This is a genomic window from Stenotrophomonas sp. YJH_SMC_19, from assembly GCF_059367915.1.
Genome location: NZ_JCAFRI010000004.1, coordinates 89,325 through 107,315, shown reverse-complemented (window position 1 = coordinate 107,315; position 17,991 = coordinate 89,325). Strand labels below are relative to the sequence as shown.

Below are 17,991 nucleotides of genomic sequence, written 5' to 3'. Positions count from 1 at the left end.
GCCTGACATGACCCCCGTCAATCTGCTGTTGATCGCCATCACCGCCCTCCTGTCGTGGATGGCGTTCAACAACCGCAAGCTGGCCGACCGCCTGATCCTGTGGCCGCCGGCCATCGACCGTCACCGCCAGTACGACCGGCTGGTGACCTATGGCTTCATCCACGCCGACTGGTCGCACCTGATCTTCAACATGATCACCCTGTTCTTCTTCGGGGGATTCATCGAGAGCGTGATGGTGCAGCTGACCGGCAGCTACCTGACCTACCCGGCGTTCTACATCGGTGCGCTGCTGGTCTCGATCCTGCCCAGCTACCTGAAGAACCAGAAGAACCCGAACTACCTCAGCCTGGGCGCGTCCGGAGCGGTGTCGGCGGTGTTGTTCGCCTTCATCCTGATCAAGCCGTGGTCGATCATCCTGGTGTTCTTCATCCCGGCACCGGCCATTGTCTATGCCGCGTTCTACGTGGGCTACAGCATCTGGATGGACAAGCGCGGTGGTGATCGCATCAACCACAGCGCCCACCTGGCGGGCGCGGCGTTCGGTGTGATCTTCATGCTGGCCATGCAGCCGAGCATCTTCACCCACTTCCTGCGCGAGCTTTCCAACCCGACCTTCCGTCTCGGCGGCGGTTGAGGGGCTGGGGTCGGATCCACTGGATCCGACCCCGGGGGCAGGGACCCGCTCCTGGTCAGGCGCGGGTCTGCTGGCCGTAGGTGTCCAGCAGGCGGGCGAATACCTCTTCGCCGATGCGCTGGAAATCCTGATCTTCGGTCTGCCCTTCCACCGCCAGCTGCAGCAGGCCCTCCAGCAGGGCGCGGTCGGTGTCGGAATGGGAATCGCTGGGGTGCATCGGAGCCTCCGCGGTGGTGCGCATGATCAACGGTCGCAAGGGCCGTGCCAGCATGGCCGTACCCCTCCACAGGCGATAGCGGCCGTCCTCGCTCCAGCTTGAGGGTCGAAAACTGACGTGAATGGATTGGACTTGCCCCTGTTCAGGCTTCACGCGATCATGGCGCCCGGCTGCGCACCATCCACGCAGTCGCCGCAGGAGACAGTTCCATGGCTTCGGTCACGCCCCCCGGTCTGGCCTACGAGGTCGAACACGACCTGGCCAACCATCGCTTCACCGCCCGTGTGCGCGGACAGCTGGCGGTGCTCGATTACCAGATCAAACGCAGGCGCATGGTCATCACCCACACCGAGGTACCCGAGCCGATTGCCGGCCGTGGCATCGCAGGTGAGCTGACCCGCGTGGCACTGCGCTTTGCCCGCGAGCAGAAGTACAAGGTGGTGCCGGCATGTTCCTACGCCGAAGCCTTCCTGCAGCGGCACGAGGAGTACCACGACCTGCTCGCTGGCTGAATGCCAGCGGGCCACGCTTCAGCCATGGCAGGCGATGATGTACAAACATGAACAGGGGATCCCGATGAAGATTGGAAACAACCGGCCATTGCACGGCAGCGTGCTGGCCGGCGTGGTGGGCGTGCTGTTGCTGGCCGGTTGCCAGCGTGAAAGCGAGCCGGCACCGGCGACCGACGCGGCCCCCGCCGCCGAGGCCACTGCCGCAGGTGAAACGCCGGCCACGGAAGCGCCGCTGGACCTGCGCGACGTGATCGAGAACAACGAGCGCGAAGTGGTGGGCATCAGCTACCCGGCCGGCATCGATCGCTACCCGGGCCTGGCGCGCGCGCTGCAGAACTACGCAACCAGCGCACGCAGCGACCTGCAGCAGGCATTGGACGGGCTCGGCAATGACAAGCCGACCATGCCCTACGAACTGTCGCTGAGCTTCGAAAAGCTGCTGGAAACGCCGCAGCTGGTGGTGGTCAGTGCCGATGGCAGCCGCTATACCGGTGGCGCCCACGGCGAGCCGCTGGTGGCGCGTTTCGTGTGGCTGCCGGCGCAGCAGCAGATGCTCAGTGCCGACAAGCTGGTGGCCGATGCCAAGGGCTGGAAGGCGATCAGTGATTTCGTCGCCGACCAGCTGCGCGAACGCGTGGCCACCCGCCTCAGTGGCGAGGACATGGACCCGGCCCAGCTGCAGGAATCGCTGCGTAACGCATCGCGCATGATCGCCGACGGTACCGGCCCCCAGGCCGACAATTTCAGCCAGTTCCAGCCGCTGACCAACGACAAGGGGCAGATCACCGCGCTGCGCTTTGTTTTCCCGCCGTACCAGGTGGGTCCATACTCGGACGGCACCCAGACCGCCGACGTACCGGCGGCGGTGCTGTTGCCGCACGTGGCCAAGGACTACGTGGAGCTGTTCGCACGCGGTTGACCGCAGTCGAGGAGGTGGCGTGGATACAGGGTTGCAGGAGCGGGTCGCCGGCCTGCTGCAGGAAGCCGGGGTCCGCATCGGCGGCACCCAGCCACAGGACATCCAGGTGCATGACCCGCGTTTCTTCGCGCGGGTCATGGCGCACGGCTCGCTCGGCCTCGGCGAGAGCTACATGGACGGTTGGTGGGATGCCAACGTCCTCGATGAATTCCTCGTCCACCTGATGCAGGCACACCTGGATGAACGGGTGCACGGTTGGCGCGAAGTGGCCGATGCGCTGAAGGCGCGCCTGTTCAACCTGCAGGTCGGGCAGGGCAGCTACGAAGTGGGCCGCCGCCACTACGATCTTGGCAACGACCTCTACCAGGCCATGCTCGGCCAACGCCTGGTGTACAGCTGCGGCTACTGGCGCAATGCCGGTGATCTCGATGCCGCGCAGGAGGCCAAGCTGGACCTGGTCTGCCGCAAGCTGGGGCTGCGCCCCGGGCAGCGTGTGCTGGACATCGGCTGTGGCTGGGGTGAAGCCCTGAAGTTCGCAGCAGAGCGCTACGGCGTCACCGGCGTCGGCGTGACCATTTCGCAGGAACAGGCCGGGTTCGCACGCGAACTGTGCGCCGGCCTGCCGATCGAGATCCGCCTGCAGGACTATCGCGAACTGGATGAGCCGTTCGATGCGATCTTCTCGATCGGCATGTTCGAGCATGTCGGCGACAAGAACTACGCCAGTTTCTTCGAGGTGGCCAGGCGCTGCCTGTCTTCGCGCGGGTTGCTGCTGCTGCACACCATCGGCACCAACATCTCGCGGCATCGCACCGATCCGTGGATCGCGCGCTACATCTTCCCCAATTCAATGCTGCCGTCGGCGGTGCAGATCAGCAAGGCGTTCGAAGGGCGCTTCGTGCTGGAGGACTGGCACAACTTCGGCACCGACTACGACCTCACCCTGCAGGCTTGGCGACGCAACGTGGAAGCGGCGTGGCCGCAGCTGGACGCGCGCTACGACGAGCATTTCCGCCGCATGTGGCGGTTCTACCTGGCCGGATCGATGGCCACCTTCCGCTGCCGGCACGCGCAGCTGTGGCAGCTGGTGCTGTCGCCGGAAGGCGTACCGGGTGGGTACGTGGCGCCACGCTGAGGGTGCGCAGGGGTAGATCAGGCCGGATGCGATACTTACTGACGCCAAATCCGTGTGTTGCACGGTCAGCTCCGCGCGTGGGCGTCGTCGACGCTACGCTGTTGGGTCGGCGGGGTTACCGCATTCCTGAAGGCGTTGCAGCATGGGTTGGGACATCACCTACCATCCAGTCGCGGATTCGGAGATCCGTGACATCTATTTCCGTGCTCTGGAGGACGTGACGCTGGTCGAGGCGCTGCAACAGCGGTTCCGGATCGAGCCGTTCTACATGGAGCAGTTGCAGGAACGCATCGACGAGGCTCGCTCGATCAGCGCCGACGTGCCTTTCGAGAAGGGGCACGCTTTGTACCTGGCGATCGTGGCCGGCCACCTTCGGCGGTATCACTATCTCCGCGGGAGCGCCCTTTCGTTTTTCATCGACGATCCGGTGGTCGCCCGGTATTTCGCGGACTGGCGGCAACTGGTGCCGTTGCAGTGGGCGGATGCTGCCGCCGGCAACCATCTACGTGAAAACTATGGTGGTGGCGTGTTCATCACGCATGCCCGGCTGAAGCAATTACGCGCTGATTATGCAGTGGACAGCGCACTTGCTGCGCGCCTGGAGGAGCTGTTCTCCGATGGACGCCTGGTCGTTTTCTGGCGTGTTGTCGATGAAGCGATCGCCAGCGGATGCGGATTGCTGGAGGCCAGCGAGGTGGTCGAGCCGAACCCGATGGATCTCAATGCATCGACCAGCTTGAGCAATCTGCTGAACTGCGCGCCGGATGGCGCGATCCTTTATGCGGAAGCCGCGGCGGCCCAGCTGGCGGAGTTCGTGGCAGCGCACCCGGATATCGCATCGACTGCCGCTGCCGCGCCCGGTGCGCCGAAACGACGGTGGTGGGAGCGACTGTTTCGGCGCTGATCTGGAAGCGCATCCACGCATGGCGCGGATCTACTGGAGTGCGTCATGTGTGGATCGATGATGCCGGGGTTCGTGGCGCGAATGGATCGTGCCGACCAACGGTCGGCACCCACCAGTAGATCCACGCCATGCGTGGATGTCCCAACAAAAAAACCGCCCGGTTTCCCGGGCGGTTTTTCGTTTCAGGCTACTGCGCGGGCGATCAGTTGCCGGCGCCGGTCAGGCCACGCTTTTCCAGCAGCGGTTCGATCTGCGGCTCGTGGCCGGCGAAATCGCGGAACAGCTGCATCGCGTCGACGCTGCCGCCCTTGGACAGCAGGGTGGCGCGGAAGTGGTCGCCGTTCTTGCGGCTCAGGCCGCCGTTGTCCTTGAACCACTTCTGGGTGTTGGCGTCGAGCACTTCCGACCAGATGTAGGCGTAGTAACCGGCCGAATAGCCGCCCATGATGTGGCTGAAGTACGGGGTCTTGTAGCGCGGCGGCACCGGCGCGTAGTAGATGCCGTCCTTCTCCAGCGCGGCGCGCTCGAAGGCCATCACGTCCTTGGCGGCCGGCACCTGGTCGGCGCCGATCTGGTGCCAGCGCTGGTCCAGCATGGCCGCACCCAGGTACTCGGTGGTAGCGAAGCCCTGGTTGAACTTGGCTGCCGCCAGCACCTTGTCCAGCAGTGCCTGCGGCATCGCCGAACCATTCTGGTAGTGCTTGGCGTAGTTCTTCAGGATGACCGGGTTGTCGGCCCACATCTCGTTGACCTGCGAGGGGAACTCGACGAAGTCACGCGGCACCGAGGTGCCCGAGAAGTACGGGTACTTCACGTTGGAGAACATGCCGTGCAGGGCGTGGCCGAACTCGTGGAACGTGGTGTTCACCTCGTCCCAGGTCAGCAGGGTCGGCTGGCCGGCCGGCGGCTTCGGAATGTTCAGGTGATTGGCGACCACCGGCTTGAAGCCGGTCAGCTTGGACTGCGAGACGTAGGAGTTCATCCACGCACCACCGCGCTTGGAGGCGCGTGCATACGGGTCGAAGATGAAGATCGCCAGCTGGCTGCCGTCGGCGTCGAACACGTCGTAGACGGTGACGTCATCGTGGTAGACCGGCAGGTCGGTGCGCTGCTTGAAGGTCAGGCCGAATTCCTGGCCCGCGGCGTAGAACACGCCGTTCTCCAGCACGTTCTTCATTTCGAAGTACGGCTTCAGCTGCGACTCGTCGAAGTTGTACTTGGCCTGGCGCACCTTCTCGCTGTAGAAGGCCCAGTCCCACGGTTCCAGCTTGAACGTCGGCTTGCCAGCGGCCTTCTGTTCCTGGTCGATCATCGCCTGCAGGTCGGCGGCTTCACGCTTGGCGTTGGCCACCGCGGCCGGGGCCAGCTTGCCCAGCATCGCGTTGACCGCTTCGGGGGTCTTGGCGGTCTGGTTGGTCAGGTTGTAGGCGGCGAAGTTCGGGAAGCCCATCAGCTTGGCCTTGTCGGCGCGCAGCTGCATGATGCGCGAGACCAGAGCGGTGTTGTCGAACTCACCGCCGCGGCTGCCGCGGCTCACCGATGCTTCGTAGATCTTCTGGCGCAGGGCGCGGTTGGCCAGGTTGGTCAGCGGCGGCTGGCCGGTGGTGTTGAGCAGGGTGATCACGTACTTGCCGTCCTGGCCGCGGGCCTTGGCGGCTTCGGCGGCGGCGGCGATCTGCTCCTTGGACAGGCCGTCCAGTTGCTTGACGTCGTCGACGGTGATCGCCGAAGCGTTCACCTCCGACTGCACGTTCTGGCTGAACTTGGTACCCAGGTTGGCCAGCTCGGCGTTCATCTCCTTCAGCTTGGCCTTGTCGGCGTCGGACAGCTTGGCGCCTGCGCGCACGTAGTTGTCGTAGTACTTCTCGACCAGGCGCACGCCTTCGGCGTCCAGGCCCAGCTGGCTGCGGGTGTCATACAGCGCCTGGATGCGGGCGAACAGCTTGCCGTTCAGCGCGATCGCATCGCTGTGCGCGGCGAACTTCGCCGAGTAGTCGGCCTGCAGCTTCTTGCGGGTGTCGTTGGTGTCGGCACCGACCAGGCTGAAGAACACGGTGGTCGCGCGGTCGAGGACATCACCGCTCTTTTCCAGGGCGATGATGGTGTTGTCGAAGGTCGGCTTGGCCTTGTTGTTGGCGATGGCCTCCACTTCCTTCAGCTGCTGCGCCATGCCGGCGTCGAAGGCCGGGGCGAAGTCGCTGTCCTTGATCTTGTCGAACTGCGGGAAGTGCAGCGGCAGCGGGCTTTCGGCGAAGAAGGGATTGGCCTGCTGGGCGGTGCTGCTGGCGGCCGGGGTGGCGGCGCCGGCCGAGAAGGCGGGCAGGGCAAGGCCGAGGGACATGGCCACGGCAAGGGCAAGGCGGGTGGTCAAGGCAGGAACTCCGGTAAGGCAAACAAGGGCCCGAGGGTAACCCGGCCGGCGGCGCCCGCACTTGTGTCAAAAGGCATGTTGCCGCGGCCGGGCGCGGGTACCATGCATTCACCGCCCACGGTTCACCGCCATGACCACTGCCTACGATTTCAGCTTCCGCGACCTCGACGGCCAGCCACAGGCCCTCGCCGGGTACCGGGGTCACCCGCTGTTGCTGGTCAATGTCGCCAGCCGCTGTGGCTTCACCCCGCAGTACACCGGGCTGGAACAGCTGTGGCAGGAGTATCGCGAGCGTGGCCTGGTGGTGATCGGCTTCCCATGCAACCAGTTCGGCGCGCAGGAGCCGGGGGACGCCGCGCAGATCCGCCAGTTCTGTTCGCTGGATTATCCGGTCAGCTTCCCGCTTTCGGAGAAGATCGAGGTCAACGGCGAGGGGGCTGATCCGTTGTGGGCATGGCTGTCACGCGAGAAGCGGGGCTTGCTGGGTAGCGCCCGCATCAAGTGGAATTTCAGCAAGTTCCTGGTCGATCGCCAGGGGCGGGTGGCTGCGCGCTTTGCGCCAACCACCAGGCCGGAACAGCTCCGCAGCGCGATCGAAGCGCTGCTGTGAAGGGGGTAGTGCCGGCCGCTGGCCGGCAATCCCGGAGCGCACGGAGAGCCGGCCGGCGGCCGGCTGCCGGCTGCCGTTGCAGATCATTTCTCGACGAACGCGCGCTCGAACACGTAGTGGCCCGGCTGGCCGATGCGCGGCGAGACCTGGAAGCCGCGGGCATCGAGCACGCTGCGCAGATCAGCCAGCATCTGCGGGCTGCCGCAGATCATCGCGCGGTCGTTTTCCGGGCTCAGCTCCGGCAGGCCGAGGGTGCGCTGCATCTGGCCGCTTTCCATCAGCTGGGTCAGGCGGCCCTGGTTGGCGAACGGCTCGCGGGTGACCGCGGGGTAGTACAGCAGCTTGTCGCCGATCATCTCTCCCAGGAACTCGTGCTCACGCAGTTCCTTCTCGAAGTAATCGCGGTAGGCCAGATCCTTCTCGTAGCGCACGCCGTGGCAGAGGATCACCTTCTCGAAGCGCTCGTAGGTCTCCGGGTCCTTGATGACCGACAGCCACGGCGCCATGCCGGTGCCCGTGCCCAGCAGGTACAGGTTCCTGCCCGGGTGCAGGTCGCTGATCAGCAGGGTGCCGGTGGGCTTCTTGCCGACCAGCACCTTGTCGCCCGGCTTGATGTGCTGCAGGCGCGAGGTCAGCGGGCCGTCCTGCACCTTGATGCTGAAGAACTCCAGGTGCTCTTCCCAGTTGGCGCTGGCGATGGAATAGGCGCGCAGCAGCGGCCGTGCCTCGGTTTCCAGGCCGATCATCACGAACTGGCCGTTCTCGAAGCGGAAGCCGCTGTCGCGGGTAGTGGTGAAACTGAAGTAGGCATCGGTCCAGTGACGGACCTCAAGCACCGTTTCGGCGCCGAAAGCGGAGGACATGGGCGTATCTATCGAAAGTCGTCGGGGTTGATTCTATCTCAAATGAGATGGGTTCTCATTGGGCGGAACGAGAGGCGTTCTCAGCGGTAACCCGCCGCCTGCAGCTCGAACAGCTCGGCGTACCGTCCTCCCTGGGCCATCAGCTGCTCATGGGTGCCGCTGGCCTCGATGCGGCCATCGGCCAGCACCAGGATGCGATCGGCCATGCGTACCGAAGAGAAACGGTGGGAAATCAGCACTGCCGTACGATTATCCGCCAGCTCCCTGAACCGCTGGAACACTTCGAACTCACTGCGCGCGTCCAGCGCTGCCGTTGGCTCATCCAGGATCATCACCTGCGCATTGCGCATCCACGCGCGGGCAATGGCGATCTTCTGCCACTGGCCACCGGACAGGTCCACGCCCTGCTTGAAGCGGCGCCCGATCAGCTGGTCGTAGCCGCCGGGCAGGTCGTCGATCACTTCCTCGGCCATGCCTCGCCGCGCGGCATCGGCGATGCGTGCCTGGTCGTCCATCGCCTCGACCTGGCCGACGCCGATGTTCTCGCCGGCGCTGAGGTTGTAGCGCACGAAGTCCTGGAAGATCACCCCGAGGTTGGCGCGCAGGTCGTCCAGGTCGTAGTCGCGCAGGTCGCGGCCGTCGAGCAGGATGCGGCCTTCGTCCGGCTCGTACAGCCGTGCCAGCAGTTTCACCAGCGTGGTCTTGCCCGCGCCGTTCTCGCCGACCAGGGCCAGCACTTCGCCGGACTGCAGCTGGAAATCGAGGTGGCGCACCGCCCACTGTTCGGCATCGGGATAGCGGAAACCGACGTTCTCGAACACGAAACCCTGCTGGATCGGCTGCGGCACGCGCACCGCACCTTCGCGCGAATGGATTTCCGGCTCGATCTGGAAGAACGAGAACAGGTCGTCCAGGTACAGCGCCTGGCTGGCCACCTGCGAGAAGCCGATCAGCAGGCCTTCCAGCAGCTGGCGCAGGCGCAGGAAGCTGCCGGCAAGGAAGGTCAGGTCGCCGATCGAAAAGTCGCCGCGCACCGTGCGCCAGGCAATGTAGGCGTAGGCGGTGTAATACCCCAGCGTGCCCAGCGCAGCCAGCAGCGTGCCCCAGAACGCGCGGCGCCGGGCCAGTGCACGGTTGGCCTGGAACAGCGCCACCGACAGCCGCCGGTAGCGTTCCACCAGGAAGCGGTGCAGGTTGTAGATCTTCACTTCCTTGGCCGTTTCCACGCTGGCACCGAGCTGGCGCAGGTAGTCGAGCTGGCGGCGCTCGGGCGTCCACTGGAAGTTGAGGCTGTAACCGGCCGCATTGAAGTGCGATTCGCCGATGAAGGCCGGCACCAGTGCCAGCGCCAGCAGCAGGATCAGCCACGGCGCGTAGACCAGCAGGCCGACGGCGAGGCTGGCCACGGTGATCGCGTCCTGGACCTGGCCGAACAGCTGGCTCATCAGGTTCATCCGGCCCATGGTCTGGCGCCGCGCACGGTCCAGCTTGTCCTGCAGGTCCGGGTCCTCGAAGTCCTCCAGATCCAGCGTTGCCGCGTGTTCCATCAGCCGGATGCTGGTGACGTTGGCGAACAGCTCGGAGAGCAGGGCATCGGCGTAGCTGACCAGCCGGCCGAGCAGGTCCGAGGCGATGGCCAGGCCGAATTCCAGCGCCAGCAGGCCCAGCAGCGGATTCAGCACGCCGCTGGACAGCGCTTCGCCCAGCGGCGGGAAGCCCGCGTCGTGCTGGCTCAGGTGCAGGGCGCTGTCGATGATCAGCTTGCCGACGTACAGCATCGCCACCGGCAGCAGCGCGCGGATCAGGCGCAGCCCCAGGCTGGCCAGGGTGAGCGCGGGACTGGTCTTCCAGACCATGCGCAGGAACGGCGGCAGGTTGCGCATCGCCCTGAAGCGCTGGCGCAGGCTGGGTTTCTTCGCGGCGTCAGCGCCAGCGGTGGGGGTAGCAGGCATGCGCGTATTGTGCGCGCCTGATACGTGCAGAGGGGGTCAGTGCAGGCGTGTGGCCGGCACCGGGGTCAGATCCCTTTGCGCGGGCTCTGACCCCAGCGACCCACAGCGGGTCAGAGCCCTTCGCGAAGCGAAGGGATCCGACTCTCCCGCATCCACGCATGGCGTGGATCTACCGTGTCGACCAAGGTCGACACCTACCAGCAGCACCGATGAACTGTCGAAGGCCGGGTGGGTCAGGCCGGCAGCGGCGGCAGCAACCCCGCACCGAGGCGGTTCCAGGCATTGATCACCGCGATGCCCATGCTCAGGTCACTGATGCCCTTCTCATCGAAGTGCGGCGCCAATGCATCGAACGCCGCCTGCGACGGCGCGCCGTCGGTCAGCCGGGTCAGTGCCTCGGCCCAGCCCAGCGCCGCGCGCTCGCGTTCGTCGAAGAAGCGGCTCTCGTGCCATGCCGGCAGTGTGTCCAGCTTGCGCGGCTCGATGCCGCCCTTGCGCAGCGCCGTGCCGTGCATGTCCATGCAGTAGCCGCAGCCGTTGAGCTGCGACACGCGCAGGAACACCAGTTCCATCAGGGTCGGATCGATCGAGCTGTCATGCACCGCCTGGCTGGTGGCCAGCAGGCCCTTGAAGGCCTCGGCGGCCAGGCGGGTGTAGGGGACGCGGGGAGAAGTGTGATTGGACATCGGAGGCTCCACGGCGGCCACGATGGCCGCCTTTCACTACCAGGACGCCGCAGCGTCGCCGCGCGTGACAACCCCCGGCAACTTTCCCGGATTCAACACGCTGTACACGTTGGCGATGCGGCCATCGACCACCTCGATGGTGGTGACCGAGTGCAAGCGATCACCGACAAAGCGCAGGATCGCCGGCTCGCCGTTGACGTAACCCAGCTGCGCCGGATGCACCGCGCCGCGGCGGGCAATCGCCCAGAACAGGCGACCGATGCGCTCGGCGCCCAGCAGCGGGCGCACCGCTGCGGTGACCACACCGCCGCCGTCGGACACCAGCAACGCGTTGGCGTGCAACAGGGCCTGGATCGCCTCGCTGTCGCCGCGCTGCGAGGCATCCATGAAGCGCGCCAGCAGCTGCCGGTGCTGGCTGGCATCGGCGTTGAAGCGCGGCCGTCCGGCCTGCAGGCGCTGCCGGGCACGGTGCACCAGCTGCCGGCAGTTGGCCTCGCTGTGGCCGATCAGCTCGGCGATCTCGCGGTAGTCGTGGTCGAAGGCCTCCTTCAGCAGGAAAGCGGCGCGTTCCTCGGGGCCGAGCTGTTCAAGCAGGGTCAGGAAGGCGACCGAAACGTCGTCGGCCAGGGCATGCAGCTGGGCCGGGCCGGGCGCCGGGTCGGGCTCCAGGGTGACCGCCAGCGGCTCGGCCAGCCATGGGCCGACGTAGTGCACGCGCTCGCGCTTGGCCGCGCGCAGCCGGTCCAGGCCGAGCCGGGTGGTGGTGGTGACCAGCCAGGCTTCGGGGTCGCGGACGGCCGCCGGGTCGGCGCCGGACCAGCGCAGCCAGGCATCCTGGACCACGTCTTCGGCGTCGGCGCGGCTGCCAAGCAGGCGGTAGGCCAGGGCCATCAGGCGCGGGCGGTGGGTCTGGAAAGCGGTTTCGGCGTTCATGTGGGCAAGGACGCCGCAGTGGCGCGTGGCGTGACAGAGCGTCGGGGGAATCTTGCCGGCCAGCGGCCGGCACTACCACCCCGGGGCCGGGGGAGGGGGTAAAATGGGCGGATTACCCCCGCCAGCCTCGAGCAAGCGAGCAAGACGTGACATCGATCAAGCAGGAAGACCTCATCCAGTCCATCGCCGACGCGCTGCAGTACATCTCGTACTACCACCCGGTCGACTACATCAAGAACCTCGCCGCCGCTTACGAGCGCGAGGAGTCGCCGGCCGCGAAGGAAGCGATGGCCCAGATCCTGATCAATTCGCGGATGTGCGCCGAAGGCCACCGTCCGATCTGCCAGGACACCGGCATCGTCACCGTGTTCCTGGAAATCGGCATGGACGTGCGCTGGGACGACGCCACCATGGGCGTGGAAGACATGGCCAATGAAGGCGTGCGCCGTGCCTACATGCACCCGGACAACAAGCTGCGCGCTTCGGTGCTGGCTGATCCGGCCGGCAAGCGCATCAACACCAAGGACAACACCCCGGGCGTGGTCAACGTCAAGGTGGTGCCGGGCAACAAGGTCGACGTGATCGTCGCCGCCAAGGGCGGTGGTTCGGAAGCGAAGACCAAGTTCGCCATGCTCAACCCGTCCGACTCGATCGTCGACTGGGTGCTGAAGACCGTGCCGACCATGGGCGCCGGCTGGTGCCCGCCGGGCATGCTCGGCATCGGCATCGGTGGCACCGCCGAGAAGGCGATGCTGCTGGCCAAGGAAGCGCTGATGGAGCCGATCGACATCACCGAGCTGCAGGCCCGTGGTGCGTCCAACCGCATCGAAGAGCTGCGCCTGGAGCTGTACGAGAAGGTCAACGCGCTGGGCATCGGTGCGCAGGGCCTGGGTGGCCTGACCACCGTGCTCGACATCAAGATCAACGACTACCCGACCCACGCGGCCAACCTGCCGGTGGCGATGATCCCGAACTGCGCGGCCACCCGCCATGCGCACTTCACCCTCGATGGCAGCGGCCCGGTGATGCTGGACCCGCCGTCGCTGGAAGACTGGCCGAAGCTGACCTACGACGCGTCCAAGGGCACCCGCGTGGACCTGGACACGATCACGCCGGAAGACGTGGCCAGCTGGAAGCCGGGCCAGACCCTGCTGCTCAACGGCAAGTTGCTGACCGGCCGCGATGCCGCGCACAAGCGCATGGTCGACATGCTCAACAAGGGCGAGCAACTGCCGGTCGATCTGAAGGGCCGCTTCATCTACTACGTCGGCCCGGTCGATCCGGTGCGCGACGAAGTGGTGGGCCCGGCCGGCCCGACCACCGCCACCCGCATGGACAAGTTCACCGAGCAGGTGCTGGCACAGACCTGCCTGCTGGGCATGGTCGGCAAGGCCGAGCGCGGCCCGGCCGCGATCGAGGCGATCAAGAAGCACAAGTCGGCCTACCTGATGGCCGTGGGTGGCTCGGCCTACCTGGTGTCCAAGGCGATCAAGGCCGCCAAGGTGGTTGGTTTCGCTGACCTGGGCATGGAGGCGATCTACGAGTTCACCGTGCAGGACATGCCGGTGACCGTGGCAGTCGACTCCACCGGTGAATCGGTGCACAAGACCGGCCCGCGCGAATGGCAGGCCCGCATCGGCAAGATTCCGGTGGTGGTGGAGTAACTCCCCGCGCGCTCCGGTCCAGACAACGGCGCCCGTGTGGCGCCGTTGTTGTATCCGGGGGGAGGATTAACGCGCCTGTAGCCCTTGCTTTGCTATGGTCGGCACACCCTCGCACAGGACGTGTCCATGGCCCTGCATCGATTCATCGCGGTAGGCATGCTGCTGGCGCTGGCCGGCTGCAGCACCCCAGCGTCGTACGAAGGCGCGGATTTCCCTGCATCGGCGCAGTGCCGCGTGCAGTGCCAGGCCGGCTATCGCAGCTGCATGGCGCAGAATGACTCTCTCGGCAGCCGCCAGAGCAATTGCGAGCAGCGGATGGTGCCGGCGCCGGACAAGCGCTGCAAGGACGTGGACAACCCGGACCTGCGCCATGCCTGCGAACTGAAGACGCATGACTGTACGATGCGCGCGCCGATGATGTCCTGTGGCGAACGCCGTGATTCCTGCATGAGCAGCTGCGGCTGAGCAACGATCGTGCGCGCGGGCGCATAATCGGCTGATCCACCTGTACAGGATCTTCTGCATGAGCACCACGCTGTATGGTTCGACCAGTACCGCCGCGCTGGTGGTGCACTGGCTGCTGATCGAGCTGGGCATCGAGCATGAACTGGTGCTGCTGGATTTCGACGCGCGCGAGCACAAGTCGGCGCAGTACCTGGCGCTGAATCCGGCCGGTGTGGTGCCGACCCTGCTGATCGATGGCCTGGTACTGACCGAAGCGGCGGCCATTGCGTTGTACCTGGCTGATCGCCATCCGGACGCCAACCTGCTGCCCGCGCTGGGCACGCCGCAGCGCGCCGATGCCTACCGCTGGATGTTCTGGTGTGCCAATACGCTGCAGCCGGCCTATCGAGCCTGGTTCTATCCACACGAAATGGCGGGCGAGGCGAATATCGAGGCCAGCCGCGGCATGGCACGGCAGCGCCTGGAAGCGGCCTGGCAGCATGTGGCCGCGCACCTGCATGCACATGGCCCCTACCTGCTGGGCGCCACGCCCTGCGTGGTCGACTACATGCTGGTGATGCTGATGCGCTGGTCGCGCAACATGCCCAGGCCCACCGACACCTGGCCGGTACTGAAGGCGCACGCCACGTTGATGAAGGCGCGCCCGGCGTTCGCCGAGGTGTACCGCCGCGAAGGCATCACCGACTGGCTGTAAGCCAGCCGGGGAGGAGGGCGTCCGGGTAGAAGAGGGCGCTGGGGTAGAGTCGACTGTCAGTCGACTATCGCACGCAGTGCGGGCTTTTCCGCGGATGCATATGAAGGGTGAGGAGGGAGTCGACTAACAGTCGACTCTACCAACAGTCGACTCTACCAACACGCTCCGCTACGCGGCGGCGAGGCGGGTTACAGGATCTCCAGCACTGTTTCCGGTGGACGGCACAGGCGTGTGCCCTTGTCCGTGCGCACCACGGGGCGGTTGATCAGTCGCGGGTGTTCGGCCATCGCGGCCAGCAGCGTGGCCTCGTCCGCACCTTCCAGGCCCAGTTCGGCGAACTGCGCTTCCTTGCTGCGCACCAGATCACGTGCACTCAATCCTGATTCGGCCAGCACCTGGCGCAGTGTAGCCACATCGGGTGGATTGCCGAGATACTCGATCACCACTGGCTCGAAGCCGGCATCACGTATCAGCTTCAATGCGCCGCGCGAGTTGCTGCAGGCCGGGTTGTGCCAGATCGTCACGGGCATCAGAACCACTCCAGCAGCGACACGCCCACGCCCACGTAGGTGGCCTTGTGGTTGTAGTCGATCAGGCTTTCGCCGTAACCGTCGAACACCTGCACATGCCCGCGCAGCAGGTTGCTGATCGGGAAACCGTAATCCAGCTGCAGGGCACCGTGCGAGCGGCTGCCGGTGCGCAGCGAATGGCGCGCCATCAGCGAGACTTCGTGGCCGTTGCGGTTCCAGGTCAGGGTCGCATCACCGCGGCCCATGTAATCCTCGATGTCCGGGTTGTTGTCGTCGCTGCGGGTCTCGGGAATGCGGTACCAGGGGCGCAGCACCAGCGCCCAGTTCTCGCGGTCCAGGCCGATGTTGAGCATCACCCGGTTCCAGCTGCGCGAAAGCGGGTCGGCGCGGCCGTTGGATTGGTGGTTCAGCGCGATGCCGGTCATGCGCCCGCGCCAGCCACCGATCGAGTAGCCGTTGCGGAACACCATCATCACTTCCGGCTCGTAATTGGTTTCGCGGAACGGGCGCGAATCCTCGCCGTTGTAGGCCTGCCAGCGCGAGCTCTGGGTGTAGCCGGCCCAGATGTCGCCGTTGTCGCCGAACAGGTTCTCGGCGATCTTGGTCTTGAAACTGATCTGGAACTTCAGCTCGGCACTGTCCAGCACCTGCGGCGTGGTGACCGTGTTGGCCGGGTTCGGCGAATGCGGCGTGGTGTTGCGATCGCTGGTCCAGAACGCCGGCAGCAGGTACACCGGCTTGTAGGCGCGCAGCTGGAACGGACCCAGCTTGGAGTCCTCGGCCAGTTCCCAGCGGCTGTCCAGCAGCGAACCGCGGCCAGCATTGGCCAGTGCGCTGTCAGGGGCTGCTGGACGGAACAGATCGCTGACCCGCTCGCGCAGCTTCTCTTCGCCCTGGCTCACGCGTGCAGTCTGGCGTTCTTCGCGACGGGCCTGCGCGGCCGCCTCGGCCGCAGCGTCGGCCTCGGCAGTGGCCTGCGGGGTACGGCCGAACTGGCGGTCATAACAGGCCAGGCGGGCAGCATCGGTGGTAATCGCCGCGCACGCGGCCGGCGAGGCTTCGGCGCTGGGCGCGAACTCCTGCGCGGCCAGCGGCGCACTGGCCAGGGCCAGCGCCAGCGGCGCGAGACGGGGAAGCAGCGGAGACAGGGTCATTGCAGCAGGCCCTTAGGTGAATACGGGAATCGCACAGTGTGGCGGCTGCACCGGTTCACGGCCAGCCCCCACGGTTTATGCACGGGCACCGCGTGCGCGCGGCGTGAAGGCAGTGCGGGTTACAGGAACCAGGCGAAGGCGAACAGGCCGAGCATCGCGATCACCACGGCCAGTTTCAGCGCCAGGCCGAGCAGGATACCGAGCCAGGTGGCCAGGCCTACCCTGGTCGAGCGCCCCAGTTCGCGGGTGTGCCAGTACTCGCCGGCCAGGGCGCCGATCAGGGGGCCTGCAAAGAGGCCGATCGGCATGAAGAACAGGCCGACGATGCTGCCGACGAACGTACCCCACAGCGCCTTGCGGCTGGCACCGACCCGCTGCGCACCCACCACCGTGGCCAGCACGTCCACCAGCAGCGAGAGGACGGTCAGTACGCCCAGCGCGACCAGGGTCGGCCAGCCGACGTGGGTGAAGCCGTCCGCCCAGGCCGCCAGCAGCAGTCCGATGAACACCAGCGGGATGCCGGGCAGGGCCGGCAGGATGATTCCGGCGATGCCGACAAGGACAAAAATGACCGCTAGCAGATATAAGATGAATGAGAGTCCCATGCTGTCCCGTATGGTCGCCGTTTTGGGGTTGACAGTGAAAGATTTTGCCAGTTGCTTTTTCGTTTTGGGCGGGTTAAGTTGCAGTCGCTGAGCTTGGCAAGGTCACCGTGGATCGTGGCCTGATGAAGCAAGATCTTCCCGATCCGCTGCATCGATGCACCTCGCTTCCCCCTTGCTTGTCAGCCGCCCACCAGGCGTTTCCAACAACAAGAGAGAGTCACCAGGGAGTTAGTGAGATGTCTGATCGCGAGACCGGTACCGTCAAGTGGTTCAACGATGCAAAGGGCTTCGGCTTCATCAGCCGTGAAAACGGCGAAGACGTGTTCGTGCACTTCCGTGCCATCCAGACCCAGGGCTTCAAGAGCCTGAAGGAAGGCCAGAAGGTCACCTTCACCGTCGTGCAGGGCCAGAAGGGCCTGCAGGCCGACGCCGTGCAGCCGACCTGATCGCGCTGCAAGCCGTCACATGAAAAAGGCCCGCGCAAGCGGGCCTTTTTCTTTGCCGCCGGCCCGGCGCAGGTCAGCGCAGGATGACCTTGCCGTTGACCACGCGCACGTAGGTGTTTTCGCGGATGCCGCCGAGGTCGCGCTGGTTGACCACGATGGTGCGGCCATCGTCCATGCGCACGCTGATGTCGTAGGTATCGCTGGTCACGTTCTTCTGGATCTGGTTGCCGGCCAGCGCGCCACCGACCGCGCCTGCGGCCGCAGCGATGTTCTTGTTGCCACGGCTGCCACCGGTGTGATCGGAGATCTCATGGCCGGCCACGGCACCGACGATGCCGCCGAGGATGGCGCCGGTCGCGCTGGGCGCGGTGCGGCCCGACGGCACGGTGTTGATGCGGGTGACGATGCCACAGTCAGCGCAACGGCCCTGGTTGTAACCGCCGTTGTTGCCGTAGCCACCATTGTTGTAGCCGTTGTTGTAACCACCGCCACTGTAGCCGGGCGAGGTGGCACAGCCAGCCAGGGCGAGGGTAGCGATGGCGCTGGCGGCAATGAGCTGGATCTTCATGGAGCGTCTCCTGGCCGTGAAGGCGGGTGTGTTGGGTGGTACTGCGTCATGCAGCAGGGTGGACGAATCCTCTCCTTTCGAACGTGAACAAGGTGCCAACCAGGCGTGCCTTGCCCGGCTACAGGATGA

20 protein-coding genes are annotated in these 17,991 nt (G+C 65.8%); 10 read left to right on the top strand and 10 right to left on the bottom strand.

Going from position 1 to position 17,991, the window contains the following annotated elements; all coding sequences use genetic code 11:
• Positions 1–7: 7 nt before the first annotated feature.
• A complete protein-coding gene (locus AC5P5R_RS06655; protein ID WP_005410307.1) occupies positions 8–634 on the top strand; it encodes a rhomboid family intramembrane serine protease in 627 nt (208 codons plus the stop codon).
• Between the two features lie 55 nt (positions 635–689).
• Here AC5P5R_RS06655 and AC5P5R_RS06650 read toward each other — a convergent pair whose 3' ends face one another.
• Positions 690–851: a hypothetical protein gene (locus tag AC5P5R_RS06650; RefSeq protein WP_005413966.1), complete on the bottom strand. Its 162-nt coding sequence runs from the start codon at positions 849–851 to the stop codon at positions 690–692.
• 209 nt (positions 852–1,060) lie between these two features.
• On the opposite strand from AC5P5R_RS06650, the gene AC5P5R_RS06645 reads away from it, so the two are divergent.
• From AC5P5R_RS06645 to AC5P5R_RS06630, 4 genes are all read left to right on the top strand, one after another.
• Entirely contained in the window at positions 1,061–1,363 is a 303-nt protein-coding gene (locus AC5P5R_RS06645; RefSeq protein ID WP_005410305.1) for a GNAT family N-acetyltransferase, read from the top strand.
• Between the two features lie 37 nt (positions 1,364–1,400).
• Positions 1,401–2,282, top strand: coding sequence for a DUF3298 and DUF4163 domain-containing protein (locus tag AC5P5R_RS06640; RefSeq protein ID WP_005410304.1), 882 nt, complete (start codon positions 1,401–1,403; stop codon positions 2,280–2,282).
• Positions 2,283–2,301: 19 nt separating this feature from the next.
• On the top strand, positions 2,302–3,417 hold the full coding sequence (cfa, locus tag AC5P5R_RS06635; protein ID WP_012480799.1) for a cyclopropane fatty acyl phospholipid synthase: 1,116 nt from the start codon (positions 2,302–2,304) through the stop codon (positions 3,415–3,417).
• Between the two features lie 142 nt (positions 3,418–3,559).
• On the top strand, positions 3,560–4,321 hold the full coding sequence (locus AC5P5R_RS06630; RefSeq protein ID WP_012480798.1) for a hypothetical protein: 762 nt from the start codon (positions 3,560–3,562) through the stop codon (positions 4,319–4,321).
• A gap of 202 nt (positions 4,322–4,523) precedes the next feature.
• Here the strand turns inward: AC5P5R_RS06630 and AC5P5R_RS06625 are convergent, their stop codons facing one another.
• The gene (locus AC5P5R_RS06625) at positions 4,524–6,692 is read right to left on the bottom strand and encodes a M3 family metallopeptidase (RefSeq protein ID WP_049397923.1); all 2,169 of its coding nucleotides are present in this window, start codon (positions 6,690–6,692) and stop codon (positions 4,524–4,526) included.
• 130 nt (positions 6,693–6,822) lie between these two features.
• Here AC5P5R_RS06625 and AC5P5R_RS06620 point away from each other — a divergent pair, with 130 nt between their 5' ends.
• Positions 6,823–7,302, top strand: coding sequence for a glutathione peroxidase (locus tag AC5P5R_RS06620; RefSeq protein ID WP_005413962.1), 480 nt, complete (start codon positions 6,823–6,825; stop codon positions 7,300–7,302).
• A gap of 83 nt (positions 7,303–7,385) precedes the next feature.
• On the opposite strand, the gene AC5P5R_RS06615 is transcribed toward AC5P5R_RS06620, so the two are convergent.
• The 4 genes from AC5P5R_RS06615 to AC5P5R_RS06600 form a co-directional block, all read right to left on the bottom strand.
• Complete coding sequence (locus tag AC5P5R_RS06615; protein WP_005410300.1) at positions 7,386–8,165, bottom strand: ferredoxin--NADP reductase; 780 nt, start codon at positions 8,163–8,165, stop codon at positions 7,386–7,388.
• An 80-nt stretch (positions 8,166–8,245) separates the two neighbouring features.
• On the bottom strand, positions 8,246–10,117 hold the full coding sequence (locus AC5P5R_RS06610) for an ABC transporter ATP-binding protein (protein ID WP_099497587.1): 1,872 nt from the start codon (positions 10,115–10,117) through the stop codon (positions 8,246–8,248).
• Between the two features lie 233 nt (positions 10,118–10,350).
• The gene (locus AC5P5R_RS06605; RefSeq protein WP_005413960.1) at positions 10,351–10,803 is read right to left on the bottom strand and encodes a carboxymuconolactone decarboxylase family protein; all 453 of its coding nucleotides are present in this window, start codon (positions 10,801–10,803) and stop codon (positions 10,351–10,353) included.
• Between the two features lie 36 nt (positions 10,804–10,839).
• Positions 10,840–11,736, bottom strand: a complete 897-nt coding sequence (locus AC5P5R_RS06600) for an RNA polymerase sigma-70 factor (protein ID WP_099497588.1) — start codon at positions 11,734–11,736, stop codon at positions 10,840–10,842.
• Positions 11,737–11,882: 146 nt separating this feature from the next.
• Between AC5P5R_RS06600 and AC5P5R_RS06595 the strand changes: the two genes are divergently transcribed.
• The 3 genes from AC5P5R_RS06595 to AC5P5R_RS06585 all read left to right on the top strand — a co-directional run bounded on the left by AC5P5R_RS06595 (position 11,883) and on the right by AC5P5R_RS06585 (position 14,559).
• Positions 11,883–13,400 (top strand): fumarate hydratase, encoded by a 1,518-nt coding sequence (locus AC5P5R_RS06595; protein WP_099473680.1) that lies wholly within the window; start codon positions 11,883–11,885, stop codon positions 13,398–13,400.
• 126 nt (positions 13,401–13,526) lie between these two features.
• Positions 13,527–13,865: a hypothetical protein gene (locus tag AC5P5R_RS06590; RefSeq protein WP_005413956.1), complete on the top strand. Its 339-nt coding sequence runs from the start codon at positions 13,527–13,529 to the stop codon at positions 13,863–13,865.
• A 58-nt stretch (positions 13,866–13,923) separates the two neighbouring features.
• Positions 13,924–14,559: a glutathione S-transferase family protein gene (locus tag AC5P5R_RS06585; RefSeq protein ID WP_049451482.1), complete on the top strand. Its 636-nt coding sequence runs from the start codon at positions 13,924–13,926 to the stop codon at positions 14,557–14,559.
• 188 nt (positions 14,560–14,747) lie between these two features.
• Here AC5P5R_RS06585 and arsC read toward each other — a convergent pair whose 3' ends face one another.
• From arsC to AC5P5R_RS06570, 3 genes are all read right to left on the bottom strand, one after another.
• A complete protein-coding gene (arsC, locus tag AC5P5R_RS06580) occupies positions 14,748–15,089 on the bottom strand; it encodes an arsenate reductase (glutaredoxin) (RefSeq protein WP_024956646.1) in 342 nt (113 codons plus the stop codon).
• Positions 15,089–16,243 (bottom strand): phospholipase A, encoded by a 1,155-nt coding sequence (locus AC5P5R_RS06575; RefSeq protein WP_005413953.1) that lies wholly within the window; start codon positions 16,241–16,243, stop codon positions 15,089–15,091. The genes arsC and AC5P5R_RS06575 overlap by 1 nt, the downstream gene beginning before the upstream one ends.
• Positions 16,244–16,362: 119 nt before the next feature.
• Positions 16,363–16,848, bottom strand: coding sequence for a DUF456 domain-containing protein (locus AC5P5R_RS06570; RefSeq protein WP_043034719.1), 486 nt, complete (start codon positions 16,846–16,848; stop codon positions 16,363–16,365).
• A 236-nt stretch (positions 16,849–17,084) separates the two neighbouring features.
• Here AC5P5R_RS06570 and AC5P5R_RS06565 point away from each other — a divergent pair, with 236 nt between their 5' ends.
• Positions 17,085–17,294, top strand: a complete 210-nt coding sequence (locus tag AC5P5R_RS06565; protein ID WP_005410290.1) for a cold-shock protein — start codon at positions 17,085–17,087, stop codon at positions 17,292–17,294.
• 73 nt (positions 17,295–17,367) lie between these two features.
• Here AC5P5R_RS06565 and AC5P5R_RS06560 read toward each other — a convergent pair whose 3' ends face one another.
• Positions 17,368–17,862 (bottom strand): glycine zipper 2TM domain-containing protein, encoded by a 495-nt coding sequence (locus tag AC5P5R_RS06560; protein WP_005417545.1) that lies wholly within the window; start codon positions 17,860–17,862, stop codon positions 17,368–17,370.
• Positions 17,863–17,991 lie beyond the last annotated feature (129 nt).

What these genes read in the sequence shown, in the direction of transcription:
- AC5P5R_RS06655 (WP_005410307.1), top strand. Translation starts at nt 8, where the DNA reads ATGACCCCCGTCAATCTGCTGTTGATCGCCATCACCGCCCTCCTGTCG.
- AC5P5R_RS06650 (WP_005413966.1), bottom strand. Translation starts at nt 851, where the DNA reads ATGCACCCCAGCGATTCCCATTCCGACACCGACCGCGCCCTGCTGGAG.
- AC5P5R_RS06645 (WP_005410305.1), top strand. Translation starts at nt 1,061, where the DNA reads ATGGCTTCGGTCACGCCCCCCGGTCTGGCCTACGAGGTCGAACACGAC.
- AC5P5R_RS06640 (WP_005410304.1), top strand. Translation starts at nt 1,401, where the DNA reads ATGTACAAACATGAACAGGGGATCCCGATGAAGATTGGAAACAACCGG.
- AC5P5R_RS06630 (WP_012480798.1), top strand. Translation starts at nt 3,560, where the DNA reads ATGGGTTGGGACATCACCTACCATCCAGTCGCGGATTCGGAGATCCGT.
- AC5P5R_RS06620 (WP_005413962.1), top strand. Translation starts at nt 6,823, where the DNA reads ATGACCACTGCCTACGATTTCAGCTTCCGCGACCTCGACGGCCAGCCA.
- AC5P5R_RS06615 (WP_005410300.1), bottom strand. Translation starts at nt 8,165, where the DNA reads ATGTCCTCCGCTTTCGGCGCCGAAACGGTGCTTGAGGTCCGTCACTGG.
- AC5P5R_RS06610 (WP_099497587.1), bottom strand. Translation starts at nt 10,117, where the DNA reads ATGCCTGCTACCCCCACCGCTGGCGCTGACGCCGCGAAGAAACCCAGC.
- AC5P5R_RS06605 (WP_005413960.1), bottom strand. Translation starts at nt 10,803, where the DNA reads ATGTCCAATCACACTTCTCCCCGCGTCCCCTACACCCGCCTGGCCGCC.
- AC5P5R_RS06600 (WP_099497588.1), bottom strand. Translation starts at nt 11,736, where the DNA reads ATGAACGCCGAAACCGCTTTCCAGACCCACCGCCCGCGCCTGATGGCC.
- AC5P5R_RS06590 (WP_005413956.1), top strand. Translation starts at nt 13,527, where the DNA reads ATGGCCCTGCATCGATTCATCGCGGTAGGCATGCTGCTGGCGCTGGCC.
- AC5P5R_RS06585 (WP_049451482.1), top strand. Translation starts at nt 13,924, where the DNA reads ATGAGCACCACGCTGTATGGTTCGACCAGTACCGCCGCGCTGGTGGTG.
- arsC (WP_024956646.1), bottom strand. Translation starts at nt 15,089, where the DNA reads ATGCCCGTGACGATCTGGCACAACCCGGCCTGCAGCAACTCGCGCGGC.
- AC5P5R_RS06575 (WP_005413953.1), bottom strand. Translation starts at nt 16,243, where the DNA reads ATGACCCTGTCTCCGCTGCTTCCCCGTCTCGCGCCGCTGGCGCTGGCC.
- AC5P5R_RS06570 (WP_043034719.1), bottom strand. Translation starts at nt 16,848, where the DNA reads ATGGGACTCTCATTCATCTTATATCTGCTAGCGGTCATTTTTGTCCTT.
- AC5P5R_RS06565 (WP_005410290.1), top strand. Translation starts at nt 17,085, where the DNA reads ATGTCTGATCGCGAGACCGGTACCGTCAAGTGGTTCAACGATGCAAAG.
- AC5P5R_RS06560 (WP_005417545.1), bottom strand. Translation starts at nt 17,862, where the DNA reads ATGAAGATCCAGCTCATTGCCGCCAGCGCCATCGCTACCCTCGCCCTG.